Below are 15,186 nucleotides of genomic sequence, written 5' to 3'. Positions count from 1 at the left end.
GCGTCATCCCTTCACTGCGCCGGCGGTCAGTCCGCCGACCGCCTTGCGTTGCAGGAACAGGAACAGGACCAGGATCGGCAGGGCGAAGATCGAGGCGGCGGCCATCGTGGCGCCCCAGTCGTCGCCGAACTGGCTCTGGAACTGCGAGAGCCACAGCGGCAGCGTGCCCTTGTCCGGCTCCTTGTTGAGAACCAGCACCATCGGGAATTCGTTCCAGGCGGTGATGAAGCCGAACAGGGAGGTGGCCATCAGGCCGGGCGCCAGCAGCGGGAAGATCACCTTCACGAACGCCTGCCGGCGGGTGCAGCCGTCGACCATCGCGGACTCCTCCAGCTCCTTGGGCACGGCGGCGACGTAGCCGCGCAGCGTCAGGAGGGTGAAGGGCAGCACCATGAGCATGTAGAAGAAGGTCAAGGGCACCAGGCTGTTGAGCATGTCGGCGTCGCGCACGACCATGTAGACCGAGATGACCAGGACCTCCCAGGGCGCCATCTGGGCGACCATGAAGGTCAGGATGATGCCCTTGCGGCCCTTGAAGCGCATCCGGGCGATGGCGAAGGACCCGCACAGGGCGATCAGCAGGGAGAGTCCGACCGCCAGCACGGTGACGGTGACGGAGTTGCCCACCAGGGTCCAGAAGTTCGGGGCGTTCACGGCGGTCGAGAAGTGTTCGAGGGTGCCGTGGACCGGGAACCACACCGGGTCCTCGGTGATGATGTCGCTGTTCGGCTTGAAGGCCGTGGTGAACATCCAGTACACGGGGAAGACGAATCCGAGGGCGAGCACGATCGCCGTCGCGTTGGGCCAGATGCGGCCGAGCAGTGAGCGGTTCACAGCTCGTCCTCCTCTTGCTTCAGGGTCAGTCGCAGGTAGTACGCGGTCATGGCGAGCAGCACGATGATGGTCAGCAGGGAGATGGCCGCGCCCATGCCGAAGTGGAGGTTGCCGACGCCTTCGGTGAAGGCGTAGATCGGCAGTGTCTCGGTGAGCCGGTCGGGGCCGCCCTCGTTGATCGCGAAGATCTGCGGGAACGCCTTGAAGACCCAGATGACCTCGAGGAATGTCGTGGCCAGGAAGAACGGCTTGAGGAAGGGGAAGGTGACGTTGGTGAAGACCTTCCAGGTTCCGGCGCCGTCCATCCGGGCCGCTTCGTACAGCTCCTTGGGGATGGTCGTGGTCGCGGCGTAGAGGTTCAGGGCGACGAACGGCAGCGACTGCCAGACGATCAGTACGGTGATGACGAAGAAGGTGGACAGCTGGCTGCCGACCCAGTCGTAGCGCGCCATGGAGTGCCAGCCCAGCGCGTCCAGCACCCAGTTGACGACGCCGTAGCGGGAGTCGAACAGCCACTGGAAGACGGTGGTGGCGGCGATGGCGGGCATCGCCCAGGTCAGGACGAGCGCGACGGACAGCGTCAGCCGCATCTTCTTGCCCAGCCTGGCCAGCAGGAGGCCGATGAGCACGCCCAGCACCATGATCAGGGTGACGTTGACGGCGGTGAAGACGATGGTGCGCAGGGCGACCCGCCAGAACTGCTCGCCGCCCAGGATGTCCGCGTAGTTGCCGAAGCCGCGCCACTCCGTGAGGTGCTGGATCAGCTGCTTCATGTTCAGGTTCTGGAACGAGATGACCAGGTTCCGCACCATGGGCCAGCCCAGGAAGACCGCGGTGGCGGCCAGGGCCGGGATCAGCAGCAGGTAGGGGGCGCTTCTGCCGGCCCGGCCGGTCCCGCGGCCGCGCCGTGGCGGCGGGGCGCCGCCCTTGCCGATCCGCGGCGCGGAGTCCTGCACCGCGTCCTCGATCTGCACTGACATGTCCCGCTTCTCCCCATCACCCGGTCGTGCTCAAGCTGGTGGTTCCGTACGGGGGCCGGGACGGCCGGCTCCCGTACGGAACCCGTACGGTGGCGGTCCCCCCGGCGGGCGCCGCGGGGACCGCGTTCATCGGTGCGGCGGGCTTACTGCTTCTGCGCCAGCCGCTTGTTGATCTCGCCCTCGACGTCCTTGGCGGCGTCCGCGGGGGCCTTGCCGTTCAGAACCGCGGTCATGTAGCTCTTGATCGGGTTCGGGGTGTTCTCGACCTGGGCCCACTCGGGGATCAGCGGGGTGGTGCCGCTGGACTTGGCGGCGCCGGGCGCGGCGGCCGCGGCGGCCGGGTTGCTCTTGGCGGCTTCCTGGAGGTCGGGGGACTTCGGGCTCCAGCCGACCTCCTTGACCATCTGCCCGTCGTTCTTCTTGGACAGCGCGACCTTCAGGAACTCCTTGGCCAGCTCCTGGTTCTGGCCGCCGCCGGCGACGGCGAAGTTGGAGCCGCCGAGGAAGACGCCCTCGGGCTTGTCGGCGGTCTCGCCCGGGATGGGGAAGAAGCCGATGTCGTCCTTGATGGCCGGGTTGGCCTTCACGGCGGTGTTGGCCTCGTAGCCCATCGCGATGAGCGCGCCGGTCTTGCCCTTGGAGAAGATCTCCGCCTGCTGCGGGGTGGCCTCGTCCTTGTTCTTCGGGGCGGTGCTGAACGCCTGGTACTGCTTGTAGATGTCCATGGCCTTGGAGATCTTGGGGTCGCCGAGGTTGGAGACCCACTTGTCGCCCTGCTTCTTCACCAGGTCGGCGCCGGTCCCGATGGTCAGGCCGTCGAAGAAGTACCAGTTCTGGCCGGGCAGGTAGAGCGGCTCGGCCTCGGTCTTCTGCTTGATGGTGTCGAAGGCCTTGAACAGTTCCGAGCGGGTCTTGGGCAGTTCCTTGATGCCCGCCTGCGCCCAGATCTTCTTGTTGTACATCACCACGCGGTTGCCCGCGTACCAGGGGAGGGCGTACTGCTTGCCGTCGGCCATGGCCGCCTTGTTGAAGGAGTCGTTCCAGTCGGCGCCGATCTCCTTCTTCAGGTCGCCCAGGTCCGCGAGCGCGCCGGCCTTGGCGTACGCGGCGGTCTGGGTGTTGCCGATCTCGACGACGTCGGGCGGGCTGTCCTCGGACAGGGCGGTGGTCAGCTTCTGCTGGATGCCGTTCCACTGCTGGACGCGGAATTCGACCGTGGCGCCGGTCTTGTTCGTGAAGTCCTCGGAGACCTGCTTGGTCCACTGCGTCGGATTGGAGCCGTCCATCACCCAGACGATCAGCTTCTTGCCCTTGAAGCTGCCGGCCCCCGCCGACTTGCTGTCGCTGGACCCACAGGCAGCGACACTCACCAACATTCCCGCGACTGCCGTCGCCGCTATGAGTCCACGCTTCATTGCGCTCTCCCCTAAAGGCCGTGAGTGGTCTTTAATGGTTTAGACCAGTGCCCGCAGCTTGGCCTAGACCTTTTGGGGTGTCAAGGGTGTATAAGAGTCGCTGTCAGGTCCGTTACCGGACCGACATCTGGGGCCTGTGACCGCGCCGGTGGCGCCCGTCCGCGGGTCAGCCGCTACGTTGGCGACAGGCCCCACGGACGGGCACGGACCAGCAAGGGAGCATCGGGACCCCACCCGTGCCACGATGTGAGCCGCTACGTACGGAGGAGCCGGTGACGGCAGCGCGACAGGAGTCGGAGAGGCGGGTCATGGAGACCGACGGGGGCAGTGCGGACAACGGCGGCGGCGCACGCACCGCCCGCGTGCCCAAGTACTACCGCCTCAAGCGCCACTTGCTGGAGATCACCGAGACGCTGCCGCCGGGCACGCCGGTACCGCCGGAGCGGACCCTCGCCGCCGAGTTCGACACCTCCCGCACGACGGTACGCCAGGCCCTCCAGGAACTGGTCGTCGAAGGCCGGCTGGAGCGCATCCAGGGCAAGGGCACGTTCGTCGCCAAGCCCAAGGTCTCGCAGGCCCTGCAACTGACCTCGTACACCGAGGACATGCGGGCCCAGGGCCTGGAGCCCGCCTCGCAGCTGCTGGACATCGGCTACGTCACCGCCGACGACCGGCTCGCCGGGCTGCTGGACATCACGGCCGGCGGCCGCGTCCTGCGCATCGAACGGCTCCGGCTGGCCAGCGGCGAGCCGATGGCCATCGAGACCACCCACCTGTCGGCCAAGCGGTTCCCGGCCCTGCGCCGCAATCTCGTCAAGTACACCTCGCTCTACACGGCGCTGTCCGAGGTCTACGGCGTCCGGCCCGCGGAGGCCGAGGAGACCATCGAGACCTCGCTGGCCACGCCGCGCGAGGCCGGGCTGCTCGGTACGGACGTGGGCCTGCCGATGCTGATGCTCTCCCGGCACTCGCTCGACACCGAGGGCGCCCCGGTGGAATGGGTGCGCTCGGTCTACCGCGGTGACCGCTACAAGTTCGTCGCCAGGCTCCGGCGGCCCGCGGACTGACGCACGGGGGGTATGGCGCGACCCGCCCTCCTGCCTCTACGGTCCTTCCGTCGTCGCGTCGACGGGAGGACGTACAGGTGAGCCCAGCAGGCCGGCCGCGAACCGCCGCCAACCCCCGGAAGGTCGCGCTGTGGACGGCCGTGGCGCTCGCCGGTGCCGCCGGCTGGACGCTGCTCGCGCTGTCCCGCGGCGAGCAGGTCTCGGCCGCCTGGATGGTCGCCGCGGCCCTCGGCACGTACGCCATCGCCTACCGCTTCTACGCGCGGTTCATCGCCACCCGCGTACTGAAGTTCGACAAGTCCCGGGCCACCCCCGCCGAACGGCTGAACGACGGCGTCGACTTCCACCCCACCGACCGGCGGGTGCTGCTCGGCCACCACTTCGCGGCCATCGCGGGCGCGGGACCGCTGGTCGGGCCGGTGCTCGCCGCCCAGATGGGCTATCTGCCCGGCACGATCTGGATCATCGTCGGGGTCGTCTTCGCGGGCGCCGTCCAGGACATGGTCGTCCTGTTCTTCTCCACCCGGCGCGACGGCAGGTCGCTGGGGCAGATGGCGCGCGAGGAGATCGGCGTGGCCGGCGGGGCCGCCGCGCTGCTCGCCGCCTTCGCCATCATGATCATTCTGCTCGGCGTGCTGGCGCTGATCATCGTCAACGCGCTGGCGCAGTCCCCCTGGGGCACCTTCTCCATCGGCATGACGATCCCGATCGCCCTGCTGATGGGCTTCTACCTGCGGGTACTGCGCCCCGGCCGGGTCACCGAGGTCTCCCTGATCGGCGTCGCGCTGCTGCTGCTCGCACTCGTCGCGGGCCGCTGGGTCGCCGACTCGTCCTGGGCGGACACGTTCACGCTGGAGCCGAAGACGCTGGTAATCTGGCTGGTGGCGTACGGGTTCATCGCCTCCGTGCTGCCGGTGTGGACGCTGCTGGCGCCCCGCGACTACCTCTCCACCTTCATGAAGATCGGCACGATCGGGCTGCTGGCCGTCGGCGTGCTCATCACGCTGCCGAACCTGAAGATGGACGCGGTCACCCACTTCGCCGGGCGCGGCGACGGCCCGGTCTTCGCGGGCTCGCTCTTCCCGTTCGTCTTCATCACCATCGCCTGCGGGGCGCTCTCCGGCTTCCACGCCCTCATCTCCTCCGGCACCACGCCCAAGATGGTGCAGAAGGAGACGCAGATCCGCATGATCGGCTACGGCTCGATGCTCATGGAGTCGTTCGTGGCGGTGATGGCGCTGGTGGCCGCGTCGATCATCGACCCGGGCCTGTACTTCGCGATGAACGCGCCGGCCGGGGTGATCGGCGACACCGTCCAGTCCGCTTCCCAGGCCGTGGCGCAGTTCGGATACAGCATCTCCCCCGACCAGTTGGCGGCCGCGGCCAAGGCCGTGGAGGAGCACACCCTGCTGTCCCGTACGGGCGGGGCGCCCACCCTCGCCGTCGGTGTCGCGGACATCTTCTCGCAGGTCTTCGGCGGCGCCGGGATGAAGGCGTTCTGGTACCACTTCGCCATCATGTTCGAGGCACTGTTCATCCTCACGGCGCTGGACGCGGGCACCCGGGTGGGCCGCTTCATGCTCCAGGACATGCTGGGCAACGTCTACAAGCCGTTCCGCAACGTGAGTTGGAAGCCCGGCCTGGTGCTGTGCAGCGCGGCTGTGGTCACGCTGTGGGGCTACTTCCTGTGGGTCGGCGTGCACGAGCCGCTCGGCGGCATCAACCAGCTCTTCCCGGTCTTCGGCATCGCCAACCAACTGCTCGCGGCGGTGGCCCTGACCGTCTGCACCACCCTTCTGATCAAGTCCGGGCGCCTGAAGTGGGCCTGGATCACCGGCGTTCCGCTCGTCTGGGACGCCGTCGTCACGCTCACCGCGAGCTGGCAGAAGGTCTTCTCCGGCGACCCCAAGGTCGGCTTCTTCACCCAGCGTTCGGTCTACCAGGACGCCATCGACGCCGGGAAGGTGCTGCCGCCCGCCAAGAACATGAGCGACATGCACACGGTCGTCACCAACTCGACGGTGGACGGCGTGCTGTCCGCTGTGCTCGCGCTGCTGATCGTGGTGGTGATCGCGGACGCGGCCCGGGTGTGCGTACGCCACCTGCGCGACCCGGCCGCCTCCCGGCTCAGCGAGGCCCCGTACCGGAGGTCGGCGATCGTCGCGCCCGCCGGGCTGGTGGCGTCCAAGGAGGAGAAGGCGGAACTCGCCGCGGCCGGGCGGAGCGGGCCGTGACCGCGGTACGGCGCGCCCTGCGCTGGGTCCGCTGGTACGTACGGGAATTGACCGGCGAGAGCGCGTACGAGCACTACGTCGCGCATGTCCGGCGAGAGGCGCCGGACGCGCCGGTTCCCAGCCGCCGGGAATTCGAGCGGCGGCGCGCCGCAGCGCGCGAGGGCGACCCCCGTTCCGGGTTCCGCTGCTGCTGAGGTGGCCGGTTCGTTGCCGTACCGATATGCGGACAGGTAGTGACGCGTACAACTTCCCTGGCTTAGATTTCCTGCCCATTACACCCGTGATCACCAAGGGACCGCCAGGGAACGGAGCCACGGCCATGCCAGAGCCGTCCGAGTCAGCCGGAACACCAGCGGGCAGAGCCGCCCCGGTCGTCACGCCCACGCGCGTGATCGCCGGGCTGTGCCTGGTCGCGCCTTTCGTGGCGATGCTGTGGGTGAGCTCGTACGCCAAGGTCGAGCCGACGCTCGCCGGCGTCCCGTTCTTCTACTGGTACCAGATGCTCTGGGTGCTGATCTCGACCGCGCTCACCATGACCGCCTACAAGCTGGTCCAGCGGGAGCAGCGCCTCCGCAAGGGGGGTGCGTCCCGGTGAAGGACGGCGTGAACGGCGTCGCGCTCGCCGTCTTCATCTTCTTCTTCGTGGCCGTCACGGTCATGGGCTTCCTGGCGGCGCGCTGGCGCAAGGCCGAGCAGTCCGACAACCTCGACGAATGGGGCCTGGGCGGCCGCAGCTTCGGCACCTGGGTGACCTGGTTCCTGCTCGGCGGCGACCTCTACACCGCGTACACCTTCGTCGCCGTGCCCGCGGCGATCTACGCGGCGGGCGCTGCCGGGTTCTTCGCCGTGCCGTACACGATCCTCGTCTACCCGCTGATCTTCACCTTCCTGCCGCGACTGTGGTCGGTCTCGCACCAGCACGGCTACGTCACCACCTCCGACTTCGTGCGCGGCCGGTTCGGTTCCAAGAGCCTGTCGCTGGCCGTGGCGGTCACCGGCATCCTCGCCACGATGCCGTACATCGCGCTGCAGCTCGTCGGCATCCAGGCCGTGCTGGACGTGATGGGCGTCGGCGGCGGCGAGAACACCCACTGGTTCGTCAAGGACCTGCCGCTGCTGATCGCCTTCGGCGTGCTGGCGGCGTACACGTACTCGTCCGGGCTGCGGGCGCCCGCGCTGATCGCGTTCGTCAAGGACGGCCTGATCTACCTGGTCATCGCCGTCGCGATCGTCTACATCCCGATCAAGCTGGGCGGCTTCGACCACATCTTCGCGGTCGCCAAGGACACCTTCGCGCAGAAGAACCCGGCGACCGGCACACCACGCGGCGAACTGGCCAGCGGGCCCAACGCGCAGTGGGCGTACGCGACGCTGGCCCTCGGCTCCGCGCTCGCGCTGTTCATGTACCCGCACTCGATCACGGCGACGCTGTCCTCCCGCAACCGCAACGTGATCCGCCGCAACACCACCATCCTGCCGCTGTACTCCCTGATGCTGGGGCTGCTCGCGCTGCTCGGCTTCATGGCGGTGGCGGCCGGGATCAAGGTGCAGAACGGGCAGCTGGCCATTCCGCAGCTGTTCGAGAACATGTTCCCCGACTGGTTCACCGGCGTGGCGTTCGCCGCGATCGGCATCGGCGCGCTGGTGCCGGCGGCGATCATGTCCATCGCCGCGGCGAACCTCTTCACCCGCAACATCTACAAGGACTTCCTCAAACCCGGCGCCACACCCGCGCAGGAGCACAAGGTCGCCAAGCTGGTGTCGCTGCTGGTGAAGGTGGGCGCGCTGGTCTTCGTCCTGACCATGGACAAGACCGTCGCCATCAACTTCCAGCTGCTCGGCGGCATCTGGATCCTGCAGACCATGCCGGCCCTGGTCGGCGGCCTGTTCACCCGCTGGTTCCACCGGTGGGCGCTGCTGGCGGGCTGGGCGGCCGGCATGCTCTACGGCACCCTCGCGGCGTACGGGGTGGCCAGCCCCACGCAGAAGCACTTCGGCGGCTCCAGCGCGGAGATCCCCGGCATCGGCGAGATCGGCTACATCGGCCTGACCGCGTTCGTCCTCAACGTCCTCGTGACGGTCGTGCTGACCGTCGTCCTGCGCGCCGTGAAGGCCCCGGACGGCGTCGACGAGACGTCCCCCGGGGACTACACGGCGGACGCGGGCGACAAGGGCGTCCAGGTCGAACTGCCCCCGGCCACGGCGGGAGCGCCGGTCGGGCACTGAGCCGAGGGGCACGGGGGGCGTTGTCAGACCCCCCGTGCACACTTGCCTCATGGACATCGTCATCAGGCCCGCCCGGCCCGAGGAGTTCGAGGAGATCGGCGAGCTCCTCGTGTCCGCCTACCTGGCGGACGGACTGCTGTCGTTCGGGGACCGCGACCCGTACGTGCACGAGCTGCGCAAGGCGGCCCACCGCGCCGAGCACGCCGAGCTGCTGACCGCCGCCGACGCCGGCAGCGGCGCGGTGCTGGGCACGGTCACCTTCGTCGCGCCCGGCACCAGGTACGCCGAGATATCCGGGCCGGCCGAAGGGGAGTTCCGGATGCTGGCCGTGGCTCCCGGCGGGCGCGGGCGCGGCATCGGCGAGGCGCTGGTGCGCGCCTGCATGGACCGCGCCCGCTCCCTCGGCCTGACCGGCATGGTGCTCTCCACCCAGCCGCACACCCTGGCCGCCCACCGCCTGTACGAACGTCTCGGCTTCCGCCACATTCCCGAGCGGGACTGGGACCCGGTACCGACCGTCACCCTGTGGGCGTTCGCCTGCGGGCTGGAGGAGGCGGCCTAGCGACGACCGGGCCGGGACCGAGCGCCGGTCTTACGGCCGCACCCTGTGGACGAACACGTCCGTCGCCCCGTTCGTGTCGCCCGGCACCAGGGTCGCCGCGTCGGAGTCGAAAGCGGCGAGGCGGCCCGTGGCGTCGGTGGACGGGTGGGAGGACCAGCCCGGGTCCGGTGTGCTGCCGCCGGCGGCCTGACTGACCCGCTCGACGGCACCGGTCCTCATGTCGCGCACGAAGACGTCCTGCGCGCCGTTGGTGTCGTCCCGCACCAGGTCCGGGACCGAGGACTCGAAGAACAGGCGGCGGTTGTCGGCGGACAGGACGCCGTTGCCGGATCGGCCCTTCTGCGGCTGCTTGCCGTCGTAGGTGTACGTCATCTGCGCCGTCGTGCCCTTGGCGAGGTCCCGTACGAACAGGTCGGCCTTGCCCGCCGGGTGGCCGGGCACCACCTCCGCGTACTGGCTGGAGAAGACCGCGTGGCGGCCGTCGGGGCTGAGCGAGGCGTTCCAGGCGCCCACCGTCTCGCCGGCCGAGCTGAGGCTCGCCACGCTCGTGCGGCCGGTGTCCAGGTCGTGCAGGAAGAACGGGTAGCTGTGCGGCCTGCGCGGGCCTGGCTCCCCGGGGGCGGCCTGGGCCGGGGCCGGGGGCAGGTTCTGCGCCTTGGAGATGAAGCCGACCTTGCGGCCGTCGTAGCTGAGCACCGGGGCCGCCGAAGGGCCGTTCGCCTGCTCGCCGGTGACGGAGACGCTGACCCGCGTCACGGTGCCGGTCCCACGGTCCCGCACGAAGATGTCCTGGGCGCCGTTGGTGTCGCCGGGCACCAGGTCCGCACGGCTGGAAGCGAACGCGACGGACCGGCCGTTGGCGCTGATCACCGGCATCTGGGAGCCCTGTCTGCCCTGCGGCGGGCGGCCGTCGAGCGTCACGCTCTCGGTCCGCCCGGTCCTGCGGTCGCGGACGAAGATGTCGGTGTCGGCGTTGGTGTCGCCCGGGACGAGGTTGGCCGCGTCGGACGCGAAGGCGACGTACCGGCCGTCGGCGCTGATGGTGGGCGAGGACGACCAGGAGTCGGCCTGGGTGCCGTCGCTCGCCACGTTGACGCGCTCGACGACGCCGGTTTTCAGGTCCTTCACGAAGATGTCCGGCTGCCCGTTGGTGTCGCCGGGCACGAGGTTGGCCGCGGTGGAGTCGAAGGTGACGTACCGGCCGTCCGCGCTGAGCGCCGAGCCGGCCGAACCCCCTTCGGCCTGCGTGCCGTCGGCGGTGACGCTGGCACGTTCGGTGCGCGGCGCGGGCTGGGCGCCGGCCGTCGCCGCGGGCAGCAGCGCGGCCAGCGCGCACGCCCCTGTCACGGCGGCGAGTCTTCGTACGGTGCGGGTGGTCCTCATGGCGGGTTCCCCTCCTGGTCGGTGCATCGGTGCATCGGTGCGTCGGTGCGTCGGTGCGTCGGTGCGTCAGTGCGTCGGTACGTCAGTGCTGCAACCGCCGGACGAAGACGTCGCCCGTGTCGTTCGTGTCGCCGGGCACCAGTTCGTTGTCGCGGGAGTCGAAGGACGCCAGCCGTCCGGTGGCGTCGGGGGTGATCTCGTTCGTCCAGGAGTCCGACTGGGCGCCGTCCGCGCCGACGTTGATCCGCTCGACCCGGCCGGTGCGCAGGTCGCGGACGAAGCCGTCCGCCTGCCCGTTGGTGTCGCCGGGCACGAGGTTGGACGCCATGGCGCTGAAGAAGAGCCACCGGTTGTCCGCGCTGAGCCGCCCGTCGGCGGACCAGCCGTTGCCCTGGGCCCCGTCGTGCGCGCGGGACAGCAGCCGGGTGGTGCCCCGTTCGAGGTCGCGGGCGAAGACGTCGTACGTGCCGTTGGTGTCGTCCGGCACCACGTCGGCGGCCACGGCTTCGAAGATCGCGTAGCGGCCGTCCGGGCTGAGCCTGGGGAACGGTGACACGCCGACCACGGCGTCCTCGGAGCTGAGGCTCGCCACGCTCGTGCGCCCGGTGCCCAGGTCGTGGACGTACATGGGGTCCTGCGGCGGCGGGCGGCGGAAACCGGGCCCGGCGGGGGTGAGGTTGGTCGCCGTGGAGGTGAACGACACCCGGCGGCCGTCGGCGCTGAGCGACGGGAAGCCGGACGGGCCGTCGGCCTGGCTGCCGTCGCTCGCCACGCTCACCCGTTTCGTCGTTCCCTTCTGCACATCGTGGACGAAGACGTCCAGGCGCTCGTTGGTGTCGCCGGGTACCAGGTCCGCGCGGTAGGAGCCGAAAGCGAGGTACCGGCCGCTGCCGCTGACGGCGAAGTTCTGCACTCCGAAGCCGTACGGCGAGGTGCCGGCGCCCGCCGTGGGGCTGGTGGTGCGCCCGGTCCGGCGGTCGTGCACGAAGACGTCGCCCTCGCCGTTGGTGTCGCCTGCCACCAGGTTCGACGCCGAGGAGTAGAAGGCGACATACCGGCCGTCCGCGCTGATCTCGGGCGCGCCGGACAGGGCGTTGCCCTGCGTGCCGTCACTGCCGACGCTGACCAGGTCGACCTTTCCCGTCCGTAAATCCTTGACGTAGACGTCCTGCCGGCCGTTGGTGTCGGCGGGGCCCAGATTGGTGGCGTCCGAGGAGAATGCCACGAACCGCCCGTTCGCGCTGAGCCGCGGATCGCCCGAAAAACCGTTTCCCTGCGTCCCGTCCGCGGCGACGCTGACCCGCTGGGTGGCCGGGGCCGCCACCCCCTCCGCGACGGCCGTGGCGGGCAGCGCGCCTGCCATGACGCAGGCCCCCGCCATCAGCCCGGCCATCCGGACCGCGCCACGCGGCGCACCGGTTCTTCGCATGTCTCCCCCCTCACACTTGTCCCCCACCCGCCCCATCGGACGACAGAGCAGACAAGGAGCCAATACGCTTCAAGGGTCCCGGTCAACGCGTCAGGGATGTTCCGCGCCACCAATACGCCCCCTGCATCAGCCCCCGTCCAGGCGCCCCCCGAACCGCCCCGCGGCAGGCCGGAAGCGGCCCCGTGGCGGGCCGCAGGGCGCCCCACAGGGCCCGGAAAATGACCTCGGAGCGGCCCCCGAATACCACGGCTTCGGACAAGACCGTCGCAACGCGACACAAGATATGGGGGTGGGTGCACGAGGCGGCACAAGATGTATGCTCGTGCTCGCTGTCGTCGCAGGGGAATCCGGTGCGAATCCGGAACTGTCCCGCAACGGTGTACGAAGTGCGTAAATCCGCACCCGTAAGTCCGAAGACCTGCCCACAGTACGCCCGCGCCAGGACCGGCGCGGTCGTCGATACGTCCGGGTCTCGCGGGTTGGGCCGGTGGACGCTGCGCGGTGTGCCCGCGTGCCCCTTGCCGTGCCGGGGGTGCCGCACGCCCGCACGCGACCGTCGCGCTTCTCCCCCAGGCCCCCGCCGAGTGAGGGAGAGCAGCACGTGACCATCGCGCCAACGGAGCCCGCAGCAGCCGAGCAGGTCGTGCAGCCCGCGAAGGACACGCAGCCCCGGCAGGGCGCCGACGGCCGGGCCGAGGACGGCCCCGGCGCCGCCCTGCTGCGCACGCTGACCGACCTCACCGCCGACCTGGCCGCCACCGACCCTGGCAAGATCGCCGCCGCCGCGCTGCGCGGCCGCCACCCCGGTTCGGACGAGGCCGAGCTGCGCTCCCTGGCCATGGAGGCCGCGGCGGGCCTGATCGGCGACGAGCCGCAGTACTCCAAGCTGGCCGCCCGCCTGCTGACCCGTGCCATCGCGGAGGAGGCGGCCGCGGAGGGGGCGGTCGCCTTCTCCGCCTCCGTCGCCACCGGCCACCGCGAGGGCCTGATCGCCGACTCCACGGCCGAGTTCGTGCGCACCCACGCGGACCGCCTGGACGCGCTGGTCGACCGCGCCCTGGCGGACGGCGCCGACGACCGGTTCGGCTACTTCGGCCTGCGCACCCTGCACTCCCGCTACCTGCTGCGCCACCCGATCTCCCGCCAGGTGATCGAGACCCCGCAGCACTTCCTGCTGCGGGTGGCCTGCGGCCTGGCCGAGGACCACAGCGAGCGGGCGCTCGCCGACGTCGCCGAGCTGTACCGCCTGACCAGCACGCTGTCGTACCTGCCCTCCTCGCCCACCCTGTTCAACTCCGGCACCCGCCACCCGCAGATGTCCTCCTGCTACCTGCTGGACTCCCCGCTGGACGAGCTGGACTCGATCTACGACCGCTACCACCAGGTGGCGCGCCTGTCGAAGCACGCCGGCGGCATCGGCCTGTCGTACTCCCGGGTCCGCGCCCGCGGCTCGCTGATCCGCGGCACCAACGGCCACTCCAACGGCATCGTGCCGTTCCTGCGCACCCTGGACGCCTCGGTCGCGGCCGTGAACCAGGGCGGCCGGCGCAAGGGCGCCGCCTGCGTCTACCTGGAGACCTGGCACGCGGACCTGGAGGAGTTCCTGGAGCTGCGCGACAACACGGGCGAGGAGGCCCGGCGCACCCACAACCTCAACATCGCGCACTGGATCCCCGACGAGTTCATGCGCCGCGTGGAGGCCGACGCCGACTGGTCGCTGTTCTCCCCCAGCGACGCGCCCGAGCTGGTGGACCTGTACGGCGACGAGTTCGACGCCGCGTACCGCAAGGCCGAGGCCGAGGGCCGCGCCGTCAAGCAGATCCCGGCCCGCGTCCTGTACTCGCGGATGATGCGCACCCTCGCGCAGACCGGCAACGGCTGGATGACCTTCAAGGACGCCGCCAACCGCACCGCGAACCAGACCGCCGAGCCCGGCAAGGTCGTGCACTCCTCGAACCTGTGCACCGAGATCCTGGAGGTCACGGACGACGGCGAGACGGCCGTCTGCAACCTCGGCTCGGTCAACCTCGCCGCCCACCTGGGCAACGAGGCCGGCGGCTGGGAGGAGGCAATGGACTGGGAGCGGCTGGACGCCACCGTCCGCACGGCGGTCACCTTCCTCGACCGTGTCGTGGACATCAACTTCTACCCGACCGAGCAGGCCGGCACCTCCAACTCCCGCTGGCGCCCGGTGGGCCTGGGCCTGATGGGCCTCCAGGACGTCTTCTTCCGGCTGCGGCTGCGCTTCGACTCGCCCGAGGCCCAGGAGCTGTCCACCCGCATCTCGGAACGGATCATGCTCGCGGCGTACGAGGCGTCCGCCGACCTCGCCGAGCGGCACGGCCCGCACCCGGCCTGGTCCGCGACCCGCACGGCCCGCGGCGTGCTGCACCCCGACCACTACCCGAACGCCGAGCCGCGCTGGACGGACCGGTGGGACGCGCTGCGCACCCGTATCGCGGCGACCGGCATGCGCAACTCGCTGCTGCTGGCCATCGCGCCGACCGCCACCATCGCCTCGATCGCGGGCGTCTACGAGTGCATCGAGCCGCAGGTCTCCAACCTGTTCAAGCGGGAGACGCTGTCGGGTGAGTTCCTCCAGGTCAACGCGTACCTGATCGAGGAGTTGAAAGCGCTGGGCCTGTGGGACGCCCGGACCCGTGACGCGCTGCGCGAGGCCAACGGCTCGGTGCAGGAGCTGGACTGGATTCCCGCCGAGACCCGCGAGCTGTACCGCACGGCCTGGGAGATCCCGCAGCGCGCGCTGATCGACATGGCGGCGGCCCGTACGCCCTACCTCGACCAGAGCCAGTCGCTGAACCTGTTCATGGCCTCGCCGACCATCGGCAAGCTCAGCTCGATGTACGCGTACGCCTGGAAGCGCGGCATCAAGACCACGTACTACCTCCGCTCGCGTCCGGCGACCCGTATCGCCCAGTCCGCGCGCGGCACGGGCGGGGGCGCGCAGACCGCTCCCGTACCCGCTCAGGCGGCCGATCCCGAGGCCGTCGCCTGCTCCCTGGAAAACCCCGAGTCCTGCGAGGCATGCCAGTAAC

General features: G+C 70.1%; 12 protein-coding genes and 1 riboswitch. Of the genes, 7 read left to right on the top strand and 5 right to left on the bottom strand.

Annotated elements, in window-relative coordinates; genetic code table 11:
* Window positions 1-3: 3 nt before the first annotated feature.
* The 3 genes from ACH4K4_RS12710 to ACH4K4_RS12700 all read right to left on the bottom strand — a co-directional run bounded on the left by ACH4K4_RS12710 (window position 4) and on the right by ACH4K4_RS12700 (window position 3,190).
* Window positions 4-834, bottom strand: a complete 831-nt coding sequence (locus tag ACH4K4_RS12710; RefSeq protein WP_398166877.1) for a carbohydrate ABC transporter permease — start codon at window positions 832-834, stop codon at window positions 4-6.
* Window positions 831-1,814 carry a carbohydrate ABC transporter permease gene (locus ACH4K4_RS12705; protein ID WP_398166875.1) on the bottom strand — a complete coding sequence of 328 codons (984 nt, stop codon included), beginning with the start codon at window positions 1,812-1,814 and terminating at the stop codon, window positions 831-833. Before ACH4K4_RS12705 ends, ACH4K4_RS12710 begins: the two co-directional genes overlap by 4 nt.
* Window positions 1,815-1,957: 143 nt before the next feature.
* Window positions 1,958-3,190, bottom strand: a complete 1,233-nt coding sequence (locus tag ACH4K4_RS12700) for an extracellular solute-binding protein (RefSeq protein WP_398167194.1) — start codon at window positions 3,188-3,190, stop codon at window positions 1,958-1,960.
* A 347-nt stretch (window positions 3,191-3,537) separates the two neighbouring features.
* Between ACH4K4_RS12700 and ACH4K4_RS12695 the strand changes: the two genes are divergently transcribed.
* From ACH4K4_RS12695 to ACH4K4_RS12670, 6 genes are all read left to right on the top strand, one after another.
* Window positions 3,538-4,296 carry a GntR family transcriptional regulator gene (locus ACH4K4_RS12695; RefSeq protein WP_398167193.1) on the top strand — a complete coding sequence of 253 codons (759 nt, stop codon included), beginning with the start codon at window positions 3,538-3,540 and terminating at the stop codon, window positions 4,294-4,296.
* Window positions 4,297-4,373: 77 nt separating this feature from the next.
* The gene (locus ACH4K4_RS12690; protein ID WP_398166874.1) at window positions 4,374-6,530 is read left to right on the top strand and encodes a carbon starvation CstA family protein; all 2,157 of its coding nucleotides are present in this window, start codon (window positions 4,374-4,376) and stop codon (window positions 6,528-6,530) included.
* Window positions 6,527-6,724, top strand: coding sequence for a CstA-like transporter-associated (seleno)protein (locus tag ACH4K4_RS12685; protein ID WP_398166872.1), 198 nt, complete (start codon window positions 6,527-6,529; stop codon window positions 6,722-6,724). The genes ACH4K4_RS12690 and ACH4K4_RS12685 overlap by 4 nt, the downstream gene beginning before the upstream one ends.
* A 125-nt stretch (window positions 6,725-6,849) precedes the next feature.
* Window positions 6,850-7,125 carry a DUF3311 domain-containing protein gene (locus ACH4K4_RS12680; protein WP_398166870.1) on the top strand — a complete coding sequence of 92 codons (276 nt, stop codon included), beginning with the start codon at window positions 6,850-6,852 and terminating at the stop codon, window positions 7,123-7,125.
* Window positions 7,122-8,756 (top strand): monocarboxylate uptake permease MctP, encoded by a 1,635-nt coding sequence (gene mctP, locus ACH4K4_RS12675; protein ID WP_398166869.1) that lies wholly within the window; start codon window positions 7,122-7,124, stop codon window positions 8,754-8,756. The genes ACH4K4_RS12680 and mctP overlap by 4 nt, the downstream gene beginning before the upstream one ends.
* A 49-nt stretch (window positions 8,757-8,805) precedes the next feature.
* Window positions 8,806-9,318, top strand: a complete 513-nt coding sequence (locus ACH4K4_RS12670) for a GNAT family N-acetyltransferase (RefSeq protein WP_398166867.1) — start codon at window positions 8,806-8,808, stop codon at window positions 9,316-9,318.
* Window positions 9,319-9,348: 30 nt separating this feature from the next.
* On the opposite strand, the gene ACH4K4_RS12665 is transcribed toward ACH4K4_RS12670, so the two are convergent.
* Both ACH4K4_RS12665 and ACH4K4_RS12660 read right to left on the bottom strand, forming a co-directional pair.
* Window positions 9,349-10,701, bottom strand: coding sequence for a TolB family protein (locus ACH4K4_RS12665; protein WP_398166865.1), 1,353 nt, complete (start codon window positions 10,699-10,701; stop codon window positions 9,349-9,351).
* An 82-nt stretch (window positions 10,702-10,783) separates the two neighbouring features.
* Window positions 10,784-12,130: a TolB family protein gene (locus tag ACH4K4_RS12660; protein ID WP_398166864.1), complete on the bottom strand. Its 1,347-nt coding sequence runs from the start codon at window positions 12,128-12,130 to the stop codon at window positions 10,784-10,786.
* Between the two features lie 299 nt (window positions 12,131-12,429).
* Window positions 12,430-12,571: riboswitch (cobalamin riboswitch) on the top strand.
* Between the two features lie 160 nt (window positions 12,572-12,731).
* Between ACH4K4_RS12660 and ACH4K4_RS12655 the strand changes: the two genes are divergently transcribed.
* The gene (locus ACH4K4_RS12655) at window positions 12,732-15,185 is read left to right on the top strand and encodes a ribonucleoside-diphosphate reductase subunit alpha (protein ID WP_398166862.1); all 2,454 of its coding nucleotides are present in this window, start codon (window positions 12,732-12,734) and stop codon (window positions 15,183-15,185) included.
* Window position 15,186 lies beyond the last annotated feature (1 nt).

The organism is Streptomyces sp. NPDC017529, from assembly GCF_044329785.1.
Lineage (GTDB): Bacteria > Actinomycetota > Actinomycetes > Streptomycetales > Streptomycetaceae > Streptomyces.
The sequence above is the reverse complement of the archived record's forward strand: the minus strand, read 5'-3'. Positions and strand labels throughout refer to the sequence as shown.